General features: G+C 59.4%; 24 protein-coding genes. All 24 read left to right on the top strand.

What is annotated here, in order from left to right; genetic code table 11:
• Nucleotides 1-39 precede the first annotated feature (39 nt).
• The 24 genes from GVK95_RS23965 (at nucleotide 40) to GVK95_RS23850 (ending at nucleotide 22,419) form a co-directional block, all read left to right on the top strand.
• Nucleotides 40-2,574: a hypothetical protein gene (locus GVK95_RS23965; protein ID WP_159953205.1), complete on the top strand. Its 2,535-nt coding sequence runs from the start codon at nucleotides 40-42 to the stop codon at nucleotides 2,572-2,574.
• Complete coding sequence (locus GVK95_RS23960; protein WP_159953204.1) at nucleotides 2,571-3,056, top strand: hypothetical protein; 486 nt, start codon at nucleotides 2,571-2,573, stop codon at nucleotides 3,054-3,056. Before GVK95_RS23965 ends, GVK95_RS23960 begins: the two co-directional genes overlap by 4 nt.
• A gap of 13 nt (nucleotides 3,057-3,069) precedes the next feature.
• Entirely contained in the window at nucleotides 3,070-3,585 is a 516-nt protein-coding gene (locus tag GVK95_RS23955) for a hypothetical protein (protein WP_159953203.1), read from the top strand.
• 135 nt (nucleotides 3,586-3,720) lie between these two features.
• Nucleotides 3,721-6,480: a hypothetical protein gene (locus GVK95_RS23950; protein ID WP_159953202.1), complete on the top strand. Its 2,760-nt coding sequence runs from the start codon at nucleotides 3,721-3,723 to the stop codon at nucleotides 6,478-6,480.
• Between the two features lie 52 nt (nucleotides 6,481-6,532).
• Nucleotides 6,533-10,459: a hypothetical protein gene (locus GVK95_RS23945; RefSeq protein ID WP_159953201.1), complete on the top strand. Its 3,927-nt coding sequence runs from the start codon at nucleotides 6,533-6,535 to the stop codon at nucleotides 10,457-10,459.
• Nucleotides 10,456-10,734 (top strand): hypothetical protein, encoded by a 279-nt coding sequence (locus GVK95_RS23940; protein ID WP_159953200.1) that lies wholly within the window; start codon nucleotides 10,456-10,458, stop codon nucleotides 10,732-10,734. Before GVK95_RS23945 ends, GVK95_RS23940 begins: the two co-directional genes overlap by 4 nt.
• Complete coding sequence (locus GVK95_RS23935) at nucleotides 10,734-10,997, top strand: hypothetical protein (protein WP_159953199.1); 264 nt, start codon at nucleotides 10,734-10,736, stop codon at nucleotides 10,995-10,997. Before GVK95_RS23940 ends, GVK95_RS23935 begins: the two co-directional genes overlap by 1 nt.
• A gap of 92 nt (nucleotides 10,998-11,089) precedes the next feature.
• Entirely contained in the window at nucleotides 11,090-12,850 is a 1,761-nt protein-coding gene (terL, locus tag GVK95_RS23930; protein ID WP_159953198.1) for a phage terminase large subunit, read from the top strand.
• A 1,561-nt stretch (nucleotides 12,851-14,411) separates the two neighbouring features.
• Nucleotides 14,412-14,666 (top strand): hypothetical protein, encoded by a 255-nt coding sequence (locus GVK95_RS23925; RefSeq protein ID WP_159953197.1) that lies wholly within the window; start codon nucleotides 14,412-14,414, stop codon nucleotides 14,664-14,666.
• A gap of 241 nt (nucleotides 14,667-14,907) precedes the next feature.
• Nucleotides 14,908-15,561, top strand: coding sequence for a hypothetical protein (locus GVK95_RS23920; protein ID WP_159953196.1), 654 nt, complete (start codon nucleotides 14,908-14,910; stop codon nucleotides 15,559-15,561).
• Nucleotides 15,562-15,626: 65 nt separating this feature from the next.
• Nucleotides 15,627-16,136, top strand: coding sequence for an antirestriction protein ArdA (locus tag GVK95_RS23915; protein WP_159953195.1), 510 nt, complete (start codon nucleotides 15,627-15,629; stop codon nucleotides 16,134-16,136).
• Nucleotides 16,133-16,360: a hypothetical protein gene (locus tag GVK95_RS23910; RefSeq protein ID WP_159953194.1), complete on the top strand. Its 228-nt coding sequence runs from the start codon at nucleotides 16,133-16,135 to the stop codon at nucleotides 16,358-16,360. The genes GVK95_RS23915 and GVK95_RS23910 overlap by 4 nt, the downstream gene beginning before the upstream one ends.
• Nucleotides 16,361-16,430: 70 nt before the next feature.
• Nucleotides 16,431-16,583 (top strand): hypothetical protein, encoded by a 153-nt coding sequence (locus GVK95_RS23905; RefSeq protein ID WP_159953193.1) that lies wholly within the window; start codon nucleotides 16,431-16,433, stop codon nucleotides 16,581-16,583.
• A gap of 2 nt (nucleotides 16,584-16,585) precedes the next feature.
• Entirely contained in the window at nucleotides 16,586-17,323 is a 738-nt protein-coding gene (locus tag GVK95_RS23900) for a hypothetical protein (protein WP_159953192.1), read from the top strand.
• A gap of 57 nt (nucleotides 17,324-17,380) precedes the next feature.
• Nucleotides 17,381-17,527: a hypothetical protein gene (locus GVK95_RS23895; protein WP_159953191.1), complete on the top strand. Its 147-nt coding sequence runs from the start codon at nucleotides 17,381-17,383 to the stop codon at nucleotides 17,525-17,527.
• A gap of 71 nt (nucleotides 17,528-17,598) precedes the next feature.
• The gene (locus tag GVK95_RS23890; protein ID WP_159953190.1) at nucleotides 17,599-17,778 is read left to right on the top strand and encodes a hypothetical protein; all 180 of its coding nucleotides are present in this window, start codon (nucleotides 17,599-17,601) and stop codon (nucleotides 17,776-17,778) included.
• Between the two features lie 393 nt (nucleotides 17,779-18,171).
• A complete protein-coding gene (locus tag GVK95_RS23885) occupies nucleotides 18,172-18,771 on the top strand; it encodes a hypothetical protein (RefSeq protein ID WP_159953189.1) in 600 nt (199 codons plus the stop codon).
• On the top strand, nucleotides 18,771-19,172 hold the full coding sequence (locus GVK95_RS23880; RefSeq protein WP_159953188.1) for a hypothetical protein: 402 nt from the start codon (nucleotides 18,771-18,773) through the stop codon (nucleotides 19,170-19,172). Before GVK95_RS23885 ends, GVK95_RS23880 begins: the two co-directional genes overlap by 1 nt.
• Entirely contained in the window at nucleotides 19,169-19,318 is a 150-nt protein-coding gene (locus GVK95_RS23875; protein WP_159953187.1) for a hypothetical protein, read from the top strand. The genes GVK95_RS23880 and GVK95_RS23875 overlap by 4 nt, the downstream gene beginning before the upstream one ends.
• Nucleotides 19,319-19,355: 37 nt before the next feature.
• Nucleotides 19,356-20,420, top strand: a complete 1,065-nt coding sequence (locus tag GVK95_RS23870) for a hypothetical protein (RefSeq protein ID WP_159953186.1) — start codon at nucleotides 19,356-19,358, stop codon at nucleotides 20,418-20,420.
• Nucleotides 20,421-20,572: 152 nt separating this feature from the next.
• Nucleotides 20,573-20,725, top strand: a complete 153-nt coding sequence (locus tag GVK95_RS23865; RefSeq protein WP_159953185.1) for a hypothetical protein — start codon at nucleotides 20,573-20,575, stop codon at nucleotides 20,723-20,725.
• A 10-nt stretch (nucleotides 20,726-20,735) separates the two neighbouring features.
• Nucleotides 20,736-21,092: a MarR family winged helix-turn-helix transcriptional regulator gene (locus tag GVK95_RS23860; protein ID WP_159953184.1), complete on the top strand. Its 357-nt coding sequence runs from the start codon at nucleotides 20,736-20,738 to the stop codon at nucleotides 21,090-21,092.
• Nucleotides 21,089-21,322 carry a hypothetical protein gene (locus GVK95_RS23855; RefSeq protein WP_159953183.1) on the top strand — a complete coding sequence of 78 codons (234 nt, stop codon included), beginning with the start codon at nucleotides 21,089-21,091 and terminating at the stop codon, nucleotides 21,320-21,322. The genes GVK95_RS23860 and GVK95_RS23855 overlap by 4 nt, the downstream gene beginning before the upstream one ends.
• The gene (locus GVK95_RS23850; protein ID WP_159953182.1) at nucleotides 21,319-22,419 is read left to right on the top strand and encodes a tyrosine-type recombinase/integrase; all 1,101 of its coding nucleotides are present in this window, start codon (nucleotides 21,319-21,321) and stop codon (nucleotides 22,417-22,419) included. The genes GVK95_RS23855 and GVK95_RS23850 overlap by 4 nt, the downstream gene beginning before the upstream one ends.
• The last annotated feature ends 51 nt before the right edge of the window (nucleotides 22,420-22,470 follow it).

The following is a 22,470-nucleotide window of genomic DNA, read 5'->3' as shown; positions in this document are numbered from 1 at the left end:
GCCAAAGGTACGACAATCATTCCAGTCACCATCGGGTCGATGGCCAACGGCGTCTCCCAGCAATCCCCGGCCATGCGTCTTCGAGATCAGGTCGAGGCATCGCTCAACGCCCGCGCAACGATCATCACCGGGATTGGCCCAAGGACCGGCACCGACCACCAAGCCACATTCGACCTCGGGTCCAACACCATCGCCGACTTCGAGAACCCGCTTCAGATCGACTTCGACCGTGGGCCTGATGGCTGTTACGCGGTGCTGGTCACGAAGGGCAACCTGCGGGTCTTCAACGTCGAAGAAGGCATTGAGTGCCCGGTGACGTTCCCGTCCGGCAAAAGCTGGCTGGTGGGCATCGACCCCTTTGAAGACCTCCGCTACGTGGCGGCTGGTGACTATCTCTTCCTGTCCAGCCAGAAGAAGACGATCCAAATGTCTGCGACCATGGCCCCGGCTGAGGTTGAGGAAGCATTCATCTATTGCCGGGCGTCGAACTATGAAGACACCACATCCATCCAGCTCACGCACGGCGGCCTGACCTACAGTTGGCGCGTGAAGGCGCCGAAGACTACGGGCGGCAACGGCCCACTGGCGGCGGCAAACGTTGCCAAGGCCGTTGCGACGATCCTGAACAGCAATGCTGCCCCAAGCGGTGCTGCGGTGGACAGTAACGATGGGACGACGTGGGTAGTTGCTGCGGCACCTGGCTCTACCGCTGCGGCCCTTGGCTATTCCATTGTGCAGAACGGGGCGATCATCAGGATCACGCGGGCCGATGGTGCTGACTTCGAAGTTAACTGCTCCGACCAGGACAACGCCAAGAAGGTCTATCATATCCAGCGCACCGTGCCGAAGCTGACTGAGCTTCCGGCTTCTTTCTGGCCGAACTCCATCATCCGGGTCTCATCGAATGCCGAGACAGACGCGCCTGAATATTGGGTCCAGTACCGGGAGAAGGACGAGAACAACAAGAAGATCACAGGCTATTGGGTCGAAGTTCCTGCCCCAGGAACACCGATCCGGTTTGATACGCAGACCATGCCGTGGGCTCTCAAGGCGACAGCTATCAACGCCTTCGAGTTTGGGCCGCTTCAATGGGATGATCGACAGATTGGATCGGTCGACACGATCCCCGAGCCTTCCTTCGTGGGGCAGAGCATCAACGACATGTTCTTCGTCGGCGGGCGGCTTGGCTTCGTGACCTTCGACGGCTGCGTGACTTCGCGATCCTCCGACCAGCCTTTCAACTTCTGGCGGGAAACCTCGACCCAGCTTCTCGACACGGACCCGATTGATATCATCTCGGGCGGTGCTGAAAGCCTTGCATTCCACTCGACTGCGGTGGTTGGCAATGAGCCGGTCTTCTTCTCCAACAAGACGCAGTATGTCTTGGCGGTGCCTTCAGGCGAGAACCTGAGCCCGGTTGTGGCCGACCTCAAGCCTTCTGCAAGCTATCAGTCACCACGAAGCGCTAGGCCGATCCCCTACGGGAATGTCTGCTACTTCGTTGGGCCAGGTGATCAGTTTGCCAGCATCCACATGTTTGAGCTGGGCAGTGATGAGAACCGAACGGGACGCGCGAAGAACGTCTCAGAGCATGTCCCGGCCTATATCAAGGCGCCGGTCAAGCAGCTCTTCGGTTGCCAGTCAGAGAACCTTCTCTTCTGCCTGTCAGGGGAGCAACGCCGCGAGGTCTTCGTCTACCAGTTCCTAGACACCGATGACAAAGGGCGCGTGCAGTCGGCTTGGTCTCTCTGGACATTCGCGGCTGGCGACCAGATCTGCGGCATCACGGTCTTGAACCGCAACCTGCATTTCCTCATCAGGCGCGGCACGCAGCTTCACCTTGAGAAGATGAACGTCAGCTCTGACCGGCTCGTGGGGCCGACTGCGGATCTCATTGTCATGGATCGCCGCATCCCGAAGAATGCCCCAGGCGTCTCTTGGGTCCGCGATAGCTATGACGGGATCTACACGATGACCCTGCCCTACAACCTGCCCAGTCCTCTCGACAGCTACTTCATTGTTGAGACCGAGTTGAACAGTGCCGGCTCAAGACAGCCTGTCAATGTGCACGCGGTCATCAGGGTCTCGGACAATCAGGTCAAGACCACGGCCCAGCTTGACGATTTCGACTTCGTCTTCGGCCGGGCGCCGCGTGTCTACATCGAGCCTTCTGAACAGGTGGCCAGAAACACCAACGGCGATGCGACCTTCGCGGATGCCGCAGTGACCGCGCTTGGTCCTATCCTCGGGCAGTCCGCCGGTCTGGTCATGCGTGTCGGCTCGAAGTCCCGCCGCCGCTACGCAAAGCTGCTGTCTCTTGGCCAGTCGCTTCGAAACTCCGCTGATGACCACAACGACATGTTCACCCCCCCGAACCACTACGGGGCGGGCACTGGCGAGTATATCTACGTTCTCCGCAGCGAGGCCGAAGAGAAGATCCCGAAGCGTTTCTTTAAGACCGCTGGGAACGCCAACGACATTCTTGTGGCATTTGAGAACAACGGGCCGCTGTCCTTCAGGATCGCCGGTCTCATCTATCGCATGGCGGTAAAGGACGCCTACACAGGAACATGATCATTTCATCCCCAGCAGCATTCGTGCGTAAAGCCAAGCTCGAAGATATCCCCGAGCTGGCCTCCAGACTCCGACATGAGGACGTCCGCGAAATACGATCCACCACACCGGCAGAGCAGTCTCTTGAGAGCGTTCTGGCCTACAACGTGGGCGCCTCCTCAACCGCATTCGCCATTGTCGACCTCCAGTCCGACGCGGTGATCGCCTTGTTTGGGGCCGCACCTGCTGGGGATGGAACCGGGTCTGTGTGGATGCATGGGTCGGATCTGATCAAGACCCGGCGCATCACATTCCTGAAGCACTCACGCAGAGCGGTCGAGTTGCTTCACGCTGAATACCCCATCCTGAGAAACTGGGCCGACACCCGCAACCAAGTCCATCTCGACTGGCTGCGCTATGCGGGCTTCCGGTTCCTCGGCACGTCAACCTCAATCTCCAACGACGGCACCCCGTTTGTGGAGTTCTTCCGCAAAGGACGCTGACATGTGCCCTCCAATGCTGGCGGCACTACCGGCCATCACGTCAGTCCTCTCAACAGGTCTCGGCGTCATGGGCGCAGTGATGCAGCACAACAGCCAAAAGCAAGCCTATAACGACAACAAGACGGGCGCCGAGCGCACTGCCGTCTCCGAACTGGAGGCCCTCCAAAGGCAAGAGCTGACCGAACAGGATGCAGCCGCCCAGGACAAGCTTCTTATGCAGCGTGAGGCGGTGGCTTCCATCGCTGACGCCAAGAACCGTTCCTCCTTCAGCGGCACCGCTGGCCTTTCGGTGAACGGGCTGATCAACAGCATCCGGCTTCAGGAAGCTGAGCGGCAGCAAGCCGCAAGCACCAACCTTGAGAACCAGATCCGGTCGATCCAGTCCGAGAAACGGGCATCCGGTGAGAACTACGTCGCCCGCGTGAAGAGCGTGCAGAAGCCTTCCGGCATGTCGCTGGCTCTTGGCATCGGCAACGCGGTCGTGGGCGGCATCGGCAGCTATTATCAAAACAAATCAGCAATGGGATAACCAATGGCCCCTTCACGAAGAATGCAGCCCTTGGGGCAAGTACGCATCGCGCCGCAGTCCTTCGCTTCCGAGACGCCATTCTCGGGGCCGGGCGACCAGAGCGCAACACGGTCCATCATTGAGGGACTGAGCAGCATGTCAGCCAATGTCGCCAACCTCGGCAATGTGCTGGCACGCGCGAACAAACAGAAGAAGACCGATCCGCAGGAAAGGCAGAGGGCTCAGGCTCTCGCCTCTCTTGAGCTGATGCAAAATCAGAACGACCCGACCTATGCCGCTGGCAAGTACAAGGGCGCGGCGCCGGAAAGCCTTGACGCAGAAGTCTGGGCCACCGCCGCTGGTCGGTCTTACTTCGAGAGCCAGCAAGCCCGCATCATTGCACTCGCCAATGAGCGCGGCGTCCAGAATGTGGACTGGGAGACAGAGTTCGCCAACATTGCCAAGCAGGGACAGGCCGATGGCTTGATCCCCGGTGGTGACGGCGCTGCGGCATTCCTGTCTCAGGCTGACAACTGGCTCAACACCTACCGCCAGCAAGCCGCTACCCAATCCGCGAACAACTCCGCCTTCGTGCGTGAGGGCGCCGCCCAGGCCGGGGTCAACTCCCTGACGAACAGCCTGAAGCAAGGGCCTGAAGCCGGGCAGAAGGCTCTTGATGAGCTGTTCTCCAGCGAGACCTTGCAGGGTATGCAGCCTCCAGAACGGCAGAAGTACCTTGAAAGCCTGATCGACGGCTATGTGCAGGGCGGCGACCCGGTTGCTTTGAACGCCCTGGGCAATCTCCAAGGACCGGACGGACAGCCGCTTCGTGCCAAGTACGCAGCGAACTGGACGCGCTGGGACAAGACTGCCCGCGACCAAGCCCTGATCGTCAATGAAGGCGACGTGGTCGGCGAAGTCATGAGCAATCAGGGCGACTACGAAGATCAGGTGGCCAAGATCAAGGGCAGTCCTGAAGCGGCGGAATACGCCACAGACCTCGTGCGCAAGCGTAACGCCGCCATCGCCCTGGCTCAGGAAACCGTCAACAAGATCGCCACGGCCAAGGCTGCTGGCGAGACCGTCGACATTGACGCCATCAAGCAAGAGGCCATCGATACGGCCAATGCGGACGGGGTCTTCTCGGTCGGCGGGGCCACAAACCCTGACGTCCAGAAGGCGTTCCTTGAAGTCTTCGAGCCGGGCGCTCAGGGCTTCCGTCAGGCTGATCAGAAGAAGGTCGAGGAGGACACCTTGACCGCGCGTGAGGCTGAGCTTCGGACGTCGCTTGGCACCACGTTCAACACGGTCTTGAAACAGCGTGGACCGGATGCCGCTGTCTCCGAAATCGAGACGGTGATGCGGGACAATCAGTCCTTCACCAACGCACCGCTTCAGGCCCAGGGCGCAATGCTGTCCGCGCTTGCTGACGAATACGTGGCTTCCGGCAACGTCAAGGCACTCGACGCACTCGGCAAGGTGAAGTTGAACAAGGCCGGTATGTCCATCGCCGAATTCAAGGGTGTGGACTGGGAGATCGCCAAGGCCAACGCCGAGAAGGCGCGGCTGACCAGCATCGAAGAAGGCCAAAAGCCGGTCAAGGAGAGACTGCGCACCGCTGCCCTCACTGGTAATTTCGATCCCTCCATGATTGACGAGGCCCAGGCTGCGGGCTTGCCATCGTCTTGGGTCGCCGAGCAAATGGCGAAGAACGACAGCGTGGTCGCCGAGAAGTACCGGGCGCGTGACAAGTCGCTTGAGTCCAACGCCAAGCAGCGGGTTATTCCGCAGTACGTGGATGCCGCCGCTAAGCGCCTGGCCGAAGGTCGTGGTGATCTCATCCAAGAGGTCAAGGTTCCATATGACCCGGCCGACCCTGAGAAGGTTGTGACGATCACCAAGGAAGATCTGCTAAAGCGCGCCGCCCAAGAGCGCGAAGAGGATCTGATGGTGGAATACCGGGTCAAGAACCCAGCCGCCACCCCTGAACAGGCAACCCGCGACGTGCGCAAGCAGGTCATGGACATGTACTCCCGAAACGGAATGGTGGACGACAACACAAAGTCCCTCATGGAAACATTCCTGAATAAGGTCCAGAAGGATGGCTATTCGGTCGGACCCGAAGAGGAGGCCCAGCTCAACGAAGTGCGGGATGCTTGGGCAACCTACTCTGAGCCTTTGAAGGACGAGCTGGTCGGTGGCAATGGGCGGCGCCGGGACTACATCGACGCAATCTTCGCCGGTCTCGAAGCCGACAAGACCCCGGCTGAAGCCATCACTGCGGCCCGCCTCTATCGTGACATGCCAAAGGAACAGCGCACAACGCTACCCACGGCAACGCTTGATGATCATGTATCGGCGGTGCGCGGTCAGCTCAGTGATATCGAGGAAGACCCGGTCATTGATCGTTTGATTGCGGACGAGGTCGAACGACTGTCGCAAATGTCGACCAACGATGACTACATCCGCACGCAAGCCGCGAAGAACGTGACCGATCGCTACGTCCCCATCTTCGGGCGCACGGTCAATGTCTCGGAATTCCCAGGCAAGCCACCGCGCGATGTGGCCAAGGAGGTCTTGGAGTATGCCGCAGAGCAGTACTCGAAGAAGTACGCGGCAGACCTCGGCGGCGAGAAGGTCATCTTCGACAACGGCGGGAAGCCGGGCACCCTGCGACTTTACTACAAGTCCAGCGGCTTTCCCGTCAGCAACTCTCTCGTAAACTGGTCCGATATCAAGTCCGATTGGGACACCACGGTAGCCAAGCCCCGCGCCGAGCAGCAAGCCAAGCGTGAAGCGGAGATCAGCGCCGGACTTGCGGCGTCCACCAGAGCCCAGACTGCCAAGGATAAGGCGCGAGAGGCCCAAGGCGCGGCCAATGCCGACAGCCTGATGATGCCAGAACGCCTTCGTTAACACTCACCCCCGGCCACAAGCTGGGGGTTTTTTCCTTTAGGAGACACCCTCAGTGGCAGACAACAACAACTACGACTTTCTCCGCATGGCCAACCAAGGCAAGAAGCGGAACCTCCCTCTCAACGAACGGCTCACCTCCTCCATGTCCTTCCTCTCGGATATGGGAATTCAGATGGAGGTCTTCTCCGGTGGGCAGGTAACACATGAAGAGGCGGCGCGCGGTCTTGGAACCCGAACCGGATCGACGCGACACGACCACGGTAATGCTGGCGATGTGTTCTTCTACAAGGACGGCCGGAAGCTTGACTGGGCCAATCCGCAGGATCTCCCCATCTTCCAAGACATTGTGCGCAAGGCAAAGGCCAACGGTGTGACAGGGATCGGCGCCGGGCCTGGCTACATGCAGCCTGGGTCGATGCACCTTGGCTTCGGTTCGCCGTCCGTCTGGGGAGCTGGAGGCAGTAGCGACAACGCGCCTCAGTGGCTTCGTGATGCGTACAACAGCGCGCCTTCAGCCTCCAACACATCGCAGCAAGCACTGCTTCAGGGTGGCTTTGACCAGACCGGCGAGACCTACACCCCGCGCTATAACCCGTCGCAGGTCCCGACGCCTTCCGCAGCTCCAGCCGGGACGCCAGAGAACTGGCAACCAGCCTCGTGGATGGACACGGCCAAGCCTGATGGCACAATCACCGCGCCTCCCGGCGCCAATGGCCCAGAGCCGACGTGGGGCCAGATCGGCGGCGCCGCTATCCGCACGACTCCGACCGCCCAGGTGATCCAGTGGGGCAACAATGTCTCGATGGTCCCCGACCAGACCTGGCTGGACAATAGCGACATGGGCAAATACGGCCCGGTCCTCGAAGGGCTGAACAACGATGAACGCGAGTTTGTCATCGGCCGGGCAGTGTCAGACGCCAGCGCCTTGGAGCTTCGCCGCCAGCTCGACCGTGCGCGTGCCGACAGCGCGATCTTCGGACGGTCTAACACGGCCATCGCTGCGGCATTCGCTACGAACATCCTCGACCCTGTCTCTCTGGTGGCCGGTGGCTTCGTCGGCAAGGGGGTCGTGATGACGTCCAACGCCCTTCGCGCAGCGACAGCGGCAAGCCGGGTCACGCGGATGGCTGAAGCCGGGATCATCGGTCTCAGTGATGCGACAATCGCCTCAGGTATTCAGGCCCAGGTCGACCCAAACTTCGGTGTGGATGACTTCGCGATGAATGCCTTGACCGGCGTGGCGCTTGGCGCCGGGATCGGGTCGTTCGTCCGTGGGGCTGAGGTCTCCGACGACATGGCCGAAGCATCGGCAGCATTCGGGAACAAGGCACGCAACATGCTTGCGGACAAGGCTGAAGCCATGGGCTATAAGCTCGACCCCGCCGCTCAAAACTTCCTGCGTCCCAAGGATAGCTCAGTCGGTGCGGCCCGAAATCCAACGCCGAACGCCGATGTGCGGACTGGCCTTGAGCGTGCTGCCGATTGGCTGACGCCGGGCTTCCTGTCCTCGGACGTTCTTCTGCGCACCAAGGCAGGATCGGGCGTTGCGGATCTCTACAAGCGCATCATGCCAGATCTGACCGGATCGGGTGGTAACAGGATGCGTGGGGCAGAGAGCGCGTGGGAGGTCAATGAGCGTCTGACCCGTACCGACAAGGCCAACGGGCAGCGTGCCTTTCAGTCCAACTTCGACCAGTGGGCCGAGAGCCAAGGCTATACCGGCGTCAAGAAGGTCCTCAAGCAGTCCGAGCTGGAGCAAGAGTTCGACTATCGTGTGGCCATTGCTCTTGAGCATCCGCACACGGCAGACCCCGACAGCCCGATCCAGAAGATGGCTGATTGGTATCGAAGCGAGGGCTATGGAAAGAAGCTGGACGAGGCCAAGGCATCCGGCGCCGAGTGGGCTCAGAAGGTCGAGCGTGACGACAACTACGTGCCGATGATCTATCGACGCAAGGAAGTCTCTGAGGTGGTCGACAAGATCGGTATGGACGGGCTCACGGACGTCGTGAAGCAAGCCTTCCTGCGTGCCCAGCCGGACCTCTATAAGCGGATGGATGCCCTGCCCGGTGGTCCGAAAGCACGCAAGGCGGCTGAAGCTGCGCGTGATGCCAAGGTCACAAGGCTAGCCCAGCGCTTCGTTGACACGGTCATGGCGACCAAGGTGGACGGCTCTGCCCCGCCCAAGCTGGCGGCGCTGTCTGGCGAGAGCGAAGTGGCTCTGCGCGAGATGCTGACCGATGCCGGGGCCAAGATCGATGAGATCGAAGAGTTTCTTGAGGCGTTCGGCTACAAGCTGAAGACCGGCCCGAACAACTTCCGGCGCCGGGCTGTGATGGAGCGCGAAGAGCCCTTCATTCCGTCCATGTATAAGGACCTGCACAACGCTCGCGACTATGCCACTTCTCTGCGTGACCTCACGCGCCGGTCGGCCCGCGACAACTATGAGGACTATGCGACCGCGATCAACCGGCACATTGCTCTGCACAAGGCGGGCTATCGGTCGGAAGCCGAGCTGCGCACCCAGATCGAAGAGCTGACAAACTTCGACCGGATGAAGCGTGAAGGTGGCCTTGAGCCGGGCGTGACCAAGTCCGGTCTGGATGAGGCGCGCGTCGAGCTGTCGTTCCAAGCTGACAAGCTCATGGGCAAGGAGATCTTCCCAGACATGAGCATGAAGGCCAAGCTCACCGTCCGCATTCTGAAGGACCTGGCCTTCGTCCGGTTCATGCAGCAAAGCGGTATCGCCAACGTGGGCGACCTCCCCGTGATTGCCTTGCGCTACGGCGTGAGGAACCTCGTCAGGACCTCGCGTATGCGGGACTTCATCGACGTGTTCAAGCGCGGTGGATCTGAAGCTGATGCCCTGTTCCGCGAGGTTCAGTCCGAGCTGGGGGTCGGTTTCCGCACCACAGACAAGCGCATGTTCGTGACCCACGAGGATATGAATGTCGACGGCGAACTGTTCGATGCCGACCGCACGACCAAGTTTCTCGCCCGCGTTCAGGCCAAGACCTCGACCATGTCCAACCTGACAGCCAACATCGGCGGTATGAACCCGGTGACGGACTTCCTTCAGACCATGTCCGCAAGGGCAATCTCCCAGAAGTTCGTGGATGTTGCCACGGGCCGGGCCAAGGTCAGCCAGAAGTGGTTGAACGAGTTCGGTCTCGATGAGCGCACCCTTGCCGATATCCGAATGGTCGCCGGGAAGATGGACCTGACCAAGGAAGGCTTGATCCGCAAATGGAACAGCGAGAAGCAGCGCAAGTTGTCCCCCGCCCAGGCTGAAGCCTACGACAAGTTCCTCGGGATCGTGCGCAGGGAGATCAACAAGACCGTGCTTGAGCCCTCGCCCAACGCCCTCCGCAAATGGATGAGCGGCCCGGTCGTCGGTCTGGTCATGCAGTTCAAGTCCTACATGTTCAACGCCATGGCCGTGAACACCGTGGGCGGGCTGAAGCTGGGGCCGACCTACATGGCCAAGGCACTGCTCGTCACTTCGTTGTGGGGCAGCATGATCTACTCGGTCCAGCAGTACCTCAACGCCTTCGGTCGTGATGACCGTGAGGAGTTCCTTGAGGAGCGCCTGTCGCCAACCGGGATCTTAGCCGGTGGCTTCCAGCGTAGCGCGTTCTCGTCGGTCTTCCCTATGATCATCGACACCGTGCTTGCTGGGGCCAGCATTCCGGCCGGGGAAGATATGCGGGTCTTCACCAATACCCGAAGCTCTGGACTTGGGTCGGATCTGGTCTCGGGCTCACCCGCCTTCAAGAACATCAACGACCTGCGCAAGCTGGCTGAAGGCATGGCCGCAGCCGCGACCCGCACAGACCAAGAGATGGATCAGACAGAGTTCCGTCTCTTCCGCGACCTGACGCCGTTCCTGCGCACCATGGGACTGCTTCAGGCCACCAACGCCCTCCTAGGAATGACCCCCGCAGATACAGACGGGACAGTCGTGAGACAAGCAAGATGACAATCGACAACAGAACGCCAGACACGCAGCGGCCCCGGCCATCTGCAATCTTCGAGCTGGCACTCTCCGTTGGCGAGCTGAAGGGGATGGTGGGCCAAGCGCTCACCTACCTCGGCGACTACGGAAAGAAGATCGAAGAGCATGAGAAGCGGATCGTGGAGCTGGAAACTCAGGAACGCATCCGCAAATCCCAGATCGCATTGATCTCCGCGCTCGTGACCATCGTGGTCAGTGGGCTCGGCTGGATCATCCAGAACATCGACAAGGTACTCTAATGGCACGCAAGAGCAAGAAAGCCTCAAGCGAGGCAATGGAACAACTGCATGACGCCCTGGCTTCGGCCCTGGCCACACGCATTGCCGCAGGTGAAGCCACCGCAGCCGATCTCGCTGTCGCGGCAAAGTTCCTCAAGGACAACGGCGTGAGCCGCCTCATCGACCCCGAGAGCCCTGATGGCTCGGTCCTGACCGGCGCAAAGCTGCCTGATATCGGCGACGATGAAGATGCTTTCGAAGAAGCACTGAAGACCTTCCAGTAATCAAGGCCACAGGCGCGCGTTCTGTTTGGATGGGACAATCCCATATCCGAATGTGAGAACGTGCGCCCTGAGCCAACGTCAGGCGAAAGCGCATGGATCAACCATTCATTACTCAACAGGAGGCCGAGAAACACCTCAGACAAATTCGGGAGCTGCGCAAAGGGAAGGGTCAGTGGCCCCTCTTTTCGACGCTCCTTGAGAAAGTCCTGAAGCATCTCGGCTTCCCCAAGGCTACCCGCACGCAGCGGGACATGGCCCAGTTCCTCCAGTTCGGGCCGAAGGACATGATCCTTCAGGCGTTCCGTGGGGTCGGCAAATCATTCGTCACCGCAGCATTCGTCTTGTGGGCATTGGACAGCGCCCCCCAAATCAAGGTCATGGTCGTCTCCGCTAACGGCGACCGCGCATATAGCTTCTCGACCTTCGTGCAGCGCCTCATTGCAGAGATGCCGTGCTTCGCGCACCTGAAGCCGGACAAGACCCGCAAGCAGCGTGAGAGCGTCAAGGCGTTCGACGTTGGCCCGGCGATCCCCGCCGACAGCCCAAGCGTGAAGTCAGTTGGCATCAACGGCCAGCTCACCGGATCGCGCGCAGACCTCATCATCGCCGACGACGTGGAAGTGCCCAAGAACAGCTTCACGGTGGTCATGCGCGAGCGTTTGGCCGAGCTGGTCAAGGAGTTCGACAACGTCCTGAAGCCTCTCCCAACGTCGCGTGTCGTCTTCCTGGGCACGCCTCAGACCGAGATGAGCCTCTACAACGTGATGGTCAAGGAACGCGGATACAAGCTCCGAATCTGGCCAGCGCGCGTACCGGCAGACGTCAGTAACTACAAGGGCAACCTCGCCCCGTTCGTGCTGGACATGATCGCCAAGGGTGCGAAGCCCGGCACTCCGGTCGACCCCGAGCGTTTCGATGACGCGGTGCTGCTCGACAAGGAGCTGAAGCTCGGCAAGTCCACCTTCCGCCTCCAGTTCCAGCTCGACACAACGCTCGCAGATGGCGGCAAGTACCCGCTGAAGCTGGAAGACTTGGTCATCATGGGGCTCGACCCCAAGCGTGGCCCGGCGTCTCTGGCGTGGGGCAAGGACCCCAGGTCGGCTTTGGACAGCCTTCAGAGCGTTGGCTTCAGCGGCGACCACTTCTGGGGTCCGATCTTCGTTGACGAGAAGTTCCTCGCCTATCAGGGCGCCGTCATGGCCATAGACCCCTCTGGACGCGGTGCGGACGAGACGGCCTATGCAGTCGTCAAGATGCTTCACGGGCGCCTCTTCCTGATCGCCTCTGGCGGTTTCCGGGGAGGCTACACCGATGAGAACCTGACCAAGCTGGCGCAGATCGCCAAAGAGCATTCGGTCAACTCCATCATCATCGAAAGCAACTTCGGCGATGGCATGTTCGGCGCCCTCCTCAAGCCCTACCTCACGCGCATCTGGCCGGTCTCGGTCGAGGAAGCCCGCGCGCATGGGCAGAAGGAGACCCGCATCATCGGCACGCTTGAGCCTGTCATCCAGCAGCATCGTCTGGTGGTCGATATGGCCGTCGTCCAGAAGGATCTGCTCGACAGCGAAGAGCATGGCCCTGAGTACTCTCTCTTCTACCAGATGACCCGCATCACGAAGGATCGTGGCTGCTTGGGTCATGACGACCGCCTGGACGCGCTTGAGATGGCCGTGGGCTACTGGCTCGCCCAGATGGAGGTAGACCAGCAGAAGGCCGCAGCAGACGCCGCTGATGAGGAGTTGATGGCCATGATCGATGAGATCTGTGAGGACGGCCCCCTGATCATCAAGAGCGATCTGGATGCATTCTTCGCCGGGCGCAAGGGGAACGGGAATATGGTGGGGAATTAATTACCCCACGCCTTAGAGGCTCTAGGATATATACCTTAGGATAGAGCAGTAGGCAGTAGCTTAAAGCGGTGCGGTAGGCTGGACCTAGGCAGAAGCCCTAGGCCATGACCAACCCATAGACCGTCCTAAGCAGTCCTACTGCTATCCTAAGGGGCTGATGTAAGACCAGCCTTAGACCATGGTGGTGGAGGGGATAGACCATGAAGACCCATGCTCCTAAGGGGCTGCGGTGAGATCGGCCTGTCCCCTGCCCGCCTAGAGCCATGCATTCGGCCCTCCCCCGGCTATTCCTGGGCCTGACCAATGATCATGGGTCTACAGGGTCTTGGGGTCTGCAGCGCGCCAGCGGCGAGCTATGGCCTAAGGGGCTGCGGTAGGATCACCCCGGCTATATTTTGGGTGGCACATATTCGAGGGGATATCTCTGACAAGGCGCGCGCAGTTTCCCCCGTGCACCCCCTACGCGCGGTGTAATGAACGCGAGCCGCACTGCCTTCTGACTGGCTCAAAGCGGGCCGTCCGCTGGCCTAGGGCACATAGCAGGGGCACATTCCCACGCTATCACCCTGCAAATGCGGGCATGTTGGGAAATGCATTGTTCCTTTGATGGCTGATCATGGCTATCTATTCGTTTTCAGTTCCATAATCTGATTACTGTTCAACCATGAACGTTATGTTATTACATTCATACACCTGCTCTCATCTGTTCGCTTTCACGTAATATTGTTGCGTGACCGCGCAAGATTCTTTCGCAGTAGCTCAACGCCATCTCGACGCCTTCCCAAGACCAGCCGCACGCCCTGCCCCGACCCAATGGCTAGGCTGATCGGCTTGCCGGGCATAAGGCTATGCATGGGCTATCTCGCTATCATCTATGCATGTAGGGGCTATTGTTAAACACGAATGATAGATTTATGCATGTTAAAACAATAGCTTATCATTTTATCTGTCCATTTTCTCGATTTCATATTTACATGCAAAATCAAATCAGCCTATAAATCCACCCATCGGAAACGACCAGCGCAACGATTGCTGGCCCCTAGGGTAAAAAACAACCGGACGGCGTCCTAACCGTTAAGAGAAGGGGGTGCGGCATCTCAATTCATAGCCGCTGAAACCGGACACTGAACCGGGAGACGGGATCGGACACGGCGACGCAAGCGGATTTTGTTCTGCTTGGTTTGTAAGACCGGAACCGCACGAATTGACTATCAAGCCCTTACGGCTTGCGTTCTTTGACAACCGAATAACGAAGGCTTTGCGCCATGTGACCTGAACGGGTCGAAACGGTCTCTAACCGTGTTGCGCAAGGACAAACACAAGGCTTGGCAGTCGGCCTTTCTCAGACTGCCCGGCATGGGACCGGCTTAAAAATAGGTTCCCGCCTCTGTCTAGGCGTACCCGCCGCTAAGTGTCGTGCGACCACGGCAACCCGCAAGGGTCGGATAAGGGGAAACAACCCCATGACAAATTCAGCCCGAAAGGCTGGCTTATCGCTCTCCCAACGGCGGGCGATTGGCAAACCTTTCAACCTCTCACTCCCACATAGGAGATTGACACAATGCAAGCCCACCGATTTCCAGACGGATCAATCGTGGCCCACAAGGTCTACGTAAATTCGAACGTCTCGACCATGAAGCATTCTGTCTGGTTTTCGAAAGACGGCGACCTGACAGACTGTGAGGCAATCGACAAGCTTGGCCGGTCGCGACCGGTCTCTGACAAGGTCCGCCGCGTTCTGGCGACCATGTACGGCATGGCCTTCCACTACACACGCCTTCCCGGCGAAACCGCGCACCTTTCCAGCAACGCCTAACCTTTCCGCACAACTCAATATCAAATAGGAATATGACGATGATCGACCACATGCCAATCCAAGTGCAATGCATAATAGAGTTCATGAGGCTGGTGGCTCTCATAATATCCACCGCCACGCTTTGTGCGTGGCTTTGGGCCATCTCTGCCGCCCTTCCCGTCTGAAATTCCAGTCTAACCGCCTTGGGCCATCCATAGGCGGTTATGCGGCAATTTCGCCGACTACCCATAGGGATTTGAGCATGACCGCAACAGTCAACGCGGATCTTTTCCGCATCGTCGCCGGGTTCGTTTCGACGGAAGAAACACGCTACTACCTCAAAGGCGTTTTCATCCATGCGCATCCGGTCGCCGGGGTCTACATGGTGGCAACGGACGGCCACCGCCTGATGATAGCCCATGACGAGACCGGCACGACAACGCTAGACGGCGTGATTGTGGCGCTCGACAAGGCAACGCTAGCCGCCACCAAATGCGCCGCCCGTGGCGAGAACCACCCGCGTTCCTTGGAAATCCATGGTCACGGTGAGGTGCGGGTCTTGGCGGGCGATCCTGACGAACGACGCCCGGTCGCAATCCAGCACCGCGCGATTGTTGACGGCACTTTTCCGGACTATCGCCGCGTCATCCCGACCCCGGCCGATGCTGGCGCACCTTGGTTTAATCCGGCCTATTTGCAGGACTTCGCAAAGGCCGCGCAAGAGATCGGCAAGCTACGCGGCCAAAAAGACGCCGCCTTCCGAGTTACCGGCGCTTCCGACATGCCAGCGCTAGTCCAGTTTCTCAATGCTTCCCACATTTTCGGCGTCTTGATGCCTATTCGCGGACCCCAAGACGTCACCCTGCCGAGCTGGCTTGATGCACAACCTGAACAGGCTTTGATGGCCGCTGAATGATCAATCTAAGGGCAAGTCTGCGGGCTTGCCTTTATGCGGACCATTCCAAACGGAGATATGAGACCATGCGTTTCTATGCTGCTTGCTTGGCAAGCTACAATAACGGCCGACTGCATGGCCGGTGGATCGACGCGACAAGCGACGTTGAGGAAATGCAGGAAGAAATCACCGCGATGCTGAAGGTCAGCCCGATCCGTGGCGCTGAAGAATGGGCCGTGCATGACTATGAGAACCTGCCAACGACGCTTGGCGAATATCCGGGTCTCCAGACCATTGCGGACTTTGTCGAGCTGGCTGAAGAACACGACCTGACCGGGTCGGACTTTGGCGCGGTCGTCGCCCATTTCGGGACGGTCGAATATGCGGCTGAAGAGCTGCGCAACCACTACTCAGGGACCTATCCAAGTTTCAAGGACTACGCCGAAGAAATGGCAGACGAAAGCCTTGCCGCCCATGGGATCAAGGATGACCACCCACTGGCCCAGTTCTTCGATTATGAGGCATATGCGCGGGACCTGACGCACTCATGCAGCGCGGTCGAAGTGAACAACGGCGTGATGGTGTTTTGGTCATGACACACGCACCGCTCAACGCCGCTCAAATCGACGCGCTCCAAGCCTTTGCCGCTGACTACGGCCGGGGCTGGAAAGCCAAGCTGTCTGACGTCTACTGGTATAACGCCCGCATCTGGCGAGATCCACGCGGCGACCCCGAAAGTCAAGCCGGGTACGTCCTGCACGGCCTTCGCAATAGCCACGGGCCAAGCTGGCTGATGGGCTTCAAGCTACCACCACGTTGACCGATCTAAGGGGCATCCTCGCGCTGCCCTTTATGCAGATCAACGCGCCATATCCAAAGGAGGATGCGCCGTGCGTCTCATTGAGAAAAACGAACGCTATGAAATCTGGGAAGTCCGCGAAGATTGGGGCTTTGACTACATCGTCTATGGGGTCTACAACTCCGGCGATCCGCGTGTTTGCCCGTCGCTAGCGATGGCCCGTGAAGTTGCGGCGGGGGCTTGAACATGAAAGTCTTCATAGGAATGGAGACCAGCGGGGTCTCTCGCCGCGCTTTCGAAGCGCTTGGGCATGACGTGATTTCGTGTGACCTGCTTCCAGCTCAAGACAAGCGCGGCGGTCGCCACATTGTCGGGGACGTCTTCGCTGCCCTTGAACAGCTTCGGGCGGATGGTTGGTGGCCGGATCTGGCAATCTTCCATCCTGATTGCACATATCTGACGGTATCCGCAGCGTGGGCCTTCAAAGATCCAGACTTCGAACGCTATCCGGGTGTTGGCTACCACCAGAAGGTCAAGCCGGGCACGCTAACCGGCGCCGCAAGACGAGAAGCGCGGGACAAGGCCGTTATTCTTGTCAAACGCATCTGGTCTCTATCCATCAAACGCATCGCCATCGAAAACCCGATCGGTGCCCTTTCGAAGCGCTTCATGAAGCCTTCGCAGATCGTCCAGCCATGGCAATTCGGCGACGACGCAAGTAAGGCAACCTGTCTATGGCTTCGCGATCTCCCGACCATCAAGGCAACCGAGAAGGTTCCAGGAAGACTGGTCGAATGGCCAAGGGGCTCTGGGAAAATGGTCGAACGCTGGTCCAATCAGACGGACAGTGGACAGAACAAGCTCACGCCGGGCGATACGCGCTGGCAAGCTAGATCGGACACCTTCGGCGGGATCGCCGCTGCCTTCTCAACGCAGTGGACTGCCGCCGTCTCCAAGGAAGCCGCCGTAACGGTAGCTGCTTGACACGACTCCCCAGACCGCCCAAAGCTACGCGCCTTGCGTTCCTCTGGGGTCTTGGTCATGGGCTATTCAATGGGCAATGTCGTCTTTGCCCTCTTCCTGCTACTCGCCGCCGCGCCGTTCATCGTGTGGGGTGGCTTCAACGCACTGGTCGCCACGGCCTTGGTTATGGTCGTCGGCCACGCCTTTTTCAACCGCCTGAAGTAACCGCGTCGTCGGTCCTAGATTGGGGTCGGCGGCGAAGCTTTGCCTCCTTACTCCCACATTTGGATATGACAATGAAAGATCGACGCTACCGAATAAAGGCGCTGAAGGACGGCGCCGTGAACCTCTGGATCGTGCTTGAGGGCGGCAAGACGCGCCTCCTCAAGACCTGCCTGACGCGCGGCGGTGCCAAGGCTTTTGCCCGGCGCCACGCTGGCGAGGACGGGGTCGCGGTTCTGGAGGTGCTGGCGTGACGCAGCGCGCTTGTGTGGACTGCCGCCACTACATCCCCCGAACCGTTCGCGTTCCTGGCCGGTGCAAGCTCTCGTACCACTTCAGCCTAGAGCTGGGGAGGATCTACCACGAGGTCATGGACAACCGCGACGGCGCATGTGGGCCTGAAGCCAAGCTCTTCGCTCGCCGGGGAAACTGGTTCACGCGCCTCTTCACGGACGGCGAAGGATGACCCCAATCGCGGCCCTTCAGCGGGTCGGCGGATATCACCCGGCTGGCGCCTTGCGCAAAGCAATCGGCCATCCAAACACCGCCATCAATTTCAGAGAGCGGCCCGATCTGCGGGCTCTCCGCATCCTAGCGCGCGCCGTAAAGCGCGGCTCTTTCTATCACGCAACTGGAGACGTTGAGACATGACAAAGCACGTTTACAAGATAGGTGACGAGTTCCGCCTGGAACCACCCTACGCCGCCAAATACGATTTGCACGGCATTTACAAGGCTGAGGCGGTCCATGACGGCCCAATGGGACAGGTGATCCGCTTCAACGGCACCAAGCTCGCCCATGGTTTTGCCTTGAAACCCATCACGCAGTCCGATCAGCCCGCACCCAGCATCTTCGAGCGCGGCGTCTTGGACCTGATCAGCAAGATCACCTACAAACCGGGCTGGTCGATCTGGACCGGAACGGACGGCGACCGGGTCTACGTCCAACTCTCGGTCAACGCCTTCGCTGAAGCCTCCATGGACAGCGTCAAGCGCGACGGAACGCGGACCCCTTGGAAGAGCGCCAAACGCTACCTGTCGCCGCACATGTGCCGCCAAGAGCTGGTCGGCGTGATCTTCGGGCTGATCAAAGACGCCGAGCTGCACGAGATCCACGAGTGGTTCCGATACAAGGGCGCGTCGATCTACAATCCGCACCTCGACCCGGATGCGCTCGCCGCGTTGGCCCGCAAGAAGACTTCCTTCGTGGTGCGCGAGAACGCCATGACCATGGAGGAAGCGGCGTAATGGGCTTCAATCTATATGCCAAGCGGGAGTGGAAAGACGACCCGGAGAACGACCGCAGCGTCGAGATTGCTTCGCGTGATGGGCCATGGCGGCAAACTAAGGTTGAGATTGAACCAAGCGCCTACGCCGGACGGCCAAATGAGGTGATCTTACACTGCGAAGAGGTCAATCTGAGGGGAAGCCACAACCTTGACTTTCTCCCAACCGAGCTGCGTCTGCGCATCCACGGGAGGACTGTAGTCGAGCTAATGGACGCCTTGATCGAAGACCCTGCAACCCGGCGATACCTCGCGAGCGGCGTCGATTTCTTCCGAGAGAAAGAGGCCAAAAAGAAGGCCGCTTCTGAGGAGATGGTCAAAGTCACGATGCTGACCGGACGGCACTGGTTGCCTTTCCCATGACCGGCCGCATCCGAACAATCATCCTCAAGCCCTGCGCCAAGCTCGTCCAGGGCGCCCGGCAGCACATCGTTGTGCGCGAAGGCGGAAAGCTCACCCGCGCATCATTCATCCGCATCGGCATCGCCCAGTGGCGCCGATTTCTCTGATCATTCTCACATTTAAATCTAAGAAGGACCCGACCAAATGAACATTACCCACAAGATCGACCGCACCACCGCCAGCAAAACCAACGGCTTCTCCATCGGCGACAAGGTCCACTACAAGGACGCCACCGTGGAAGGGGTCGGCGTGATATCGGGCATCCTCATGCACGGTTCAATCCACGCTCTCAACCCGCTCGTGGTGCGGATGGACAAGAAGGACGACAATGCGTCTTTCGCCTCCTTCACATCGTATGGCTTCCACGACCTCGAACGTCCGTTCAATGCTGCCGAGCTGAAGAAGATCGAAGAGCCCACCCCGCGCGCATTCCGCGACGGCGATGAGATCGCGCTTCTTGAGCCGTATGGCGGCTACAAGGAAGGGTCTGCTTTTGTCGTGACCGGCGTGCGTGGGGATATTGTTGATGCGCTGCCGATCGCTGGCCGCACCGCGAAGATCAACAGGTTCTCGGGAAGCCGCCCGCCTATCCATTGCTATGGCAAGCGCCTGAAGCTGCTCAAGGAAGCGCCGCAGCAGCTCACCGGGACCAGAGCCGACATGATCATCATGGACGACGTCACGGCGCCAGCATCACGCACCGCCGCCAAGCCGTTCCGGGTCGGGGATCTGATCGAACGTATTGGTGATAGCGATACGATGTTTGGTGAACGGGGCAAGCAGTACACGGTTCTCCACGTCAACAAGCACGGCGAACCCGCAGTGATCCATGCAGATCAACACGGGATTATCGGCCGATACAAGCTCATCAAGACGGCCGAGCAGAGCGCTATGGAAACCGTCACGCAGTATGCAATGCCGACCGGACGCCTGTTCTTCCCGATCTTGGGGCGCAAGGACACGCCGCCGACCCCGACCAAGGCACCGGCCAAGCCAAGGCAGTTCCGCGTGATCGCCGCCGATGGTTCGGCAGTTGCAAGCCGGGTCTGGGATAACTTCGATGCCGCCCAGCGGGATGCCTCAAAGCGTGCAGATCGCTGCGAGAACTACCGCGAGTTTCTGGTGGTCGAGGTGGTCGCCAAGGCCAAGGCCGAGAAGCTGAAGGTCATCACCTACAAGCGCGGCGCCGTAGCCGTGGAAAAGGTTTAATTTCCCATAAACGTGGTGGCAAGGATTAAATTCCTAGCTATAAGGTTTGTGATCGGCTAATAATCGATACACCTAATTTGACTACCAAACATCAATGTCCACAACTTATGGAGAGGGCGCCGCGATAATGCGGCGTCCGAGGAATGAGAATAATGTTCGTCAAGATCGCCAACATTGAAATACACGCAACTCTGGGATATGAGATCAACCTTCACGAGCCGCGCTTCTGGTATCACCGCACCCCCAACAACATGACCTTCCGCATCATGCGGCTGGTTGTGACCGCATCACGCCAACAAAAATAATGGAGATCCAATGTCCACCCCTGCCAACTCCCTCTTCCTCGTCCTCGCTGAGCTTCGCCAGCATTGGAGAAACTTCCCCGTCGTCCATATGCTGATGTTTCTGGAGGTCGCCAAGAACGATCTCGAACAGAAGAAGTGGGGCGTCCTTGAGATCGGCGAGCGGCTGGACATTACACAAGCATCGGTCTCGCGCGGACTCATCGATCTATCAGCGCGGACCATTCCCCCTGGTGCGGATGAGCCTATCGACTTGGTCACGACTGAGCCCGATAGGTTCGACCACCGCAAACGCATCCCGGTCCTGACCAAGAAGGGGCGCCGGGTCTACGACAAGATCATCCGCATTCTGGAAAGGGACGAGACGTGAACATCACATCAACACCGAACGATCAGGCATTCTTCCTCAAGGCGATCACTGCTGAGGTTGCAAGGCGTGTGAATGAGGTCGCCAAGGAAGAGGCTGACGCCGCCGCCAAGCGCGTCCATGAGCGCATCCGTGGGGAGGTTGATGCTATCGCCCTGCGGTTGCTTGCCAACTACGAGGTGCGCACCATGACCGACCGCCTCGTGATCGAAGTGAAGAGGACAGGCCAATGACCATCCGCCCGAGAGGCAATAGCTTTCTGGTCGACGTAAAGGTCGGCCCCAAGGAGAACCCCACGGGAAAGGTGGTTCGCGTTCGTTCCACATGCCAAGATGAGATCACTGCCAAGCGCCTCGAAGCAGAGATCCGCGCCGCCATCATGAAGCATGGCCAGTGGACACCCAACACGCCGAGCGCTCCGACCCGGTCTCAAGGCACGCTCGCGGCGGCGCTCGAAGAAGCCCACACATACCCCTCGGGCAAGCGCCGTGGCTGGAAATACCAGAAGGCTGGGCACAAGCAGTACGCCCGCGCCGAGAAGTGCATCAACCTCCTGGGACCAGAGCGACACTGCGCGACCGTGACGACAGACGACTTCGACCGCCTCACGCAGCAGTTCGAAGCGCTGGGCAACACGAGTGACACGATCAACTACAAGCTACAGGCCCTCCGCAGGGTTCTCTGGCACGCTCAACGCAAGGGATGGATCACTCACCGCCCGCTATGGGACAGGCCCTCTCCCGGCCAACCTCGTGAGTTTATGTATGACGAGGATCTGGAGCGCCGCGTTGAGATGTACTTCCGCACGGTCGAGCAGCACCCCGTCATGGCTGACCTCTTCATCCTCGGCATCGAGACAGGGCTGAGGCTCGGCGAGTTGCTGTCCTCATTGTGCGGTGACTGGCAGGTCGACAACGGCATCGTCGTGGTGCGCGCGGTCAACGCCAAGTCCGGCCAGGCCCGTGCGGTCACGCTGACAGACCGAGCCAAGGATATCATCCGGCCGCACGTCACCGCCGCCAATGGGGATCTTCGCAAGCAGCTCTTCCCTATGTCCGGCCAGACCGTATCCAACTGGGTGCGTAAGGCTCGGGTCTATCTGGGCTACGAGGGGACCAAGTCTTTCTGCTTCCACGCGACCCGCCACACGCGGGCGACAAGGCTGGCCAGACAGACGCGCGATCCGTTCTTGGTCATGACCCAGCTTGGGCATCAGGATATCAAGGTCTCGATGCGCTACATCAAGATGGCCTCAATCGATGTGACAATCGGCAAGGGTGCTATTGATTGGGACACTGGTGTATTCCGTGCCCCTGTGCCCCAGACCTAAGCGCTTGAAAACAATGGCAAATCTGGAACCGCGTCGGAACCCTCCTGTTTC

This window comes from Rhizobium sp. 18065 (assembly GCF_902706095.1).
Taxonomy (GTDB): Bacteria; Pseudomonadota; Alphaproteobacteria; order Rhizobiales; family Rhizobiaceae; genus Allorhizobium.
Note: the sequence above shows the minus strand (reverse complement) of the source record. Positions and strands in the feature narration are given on the sequence as shown.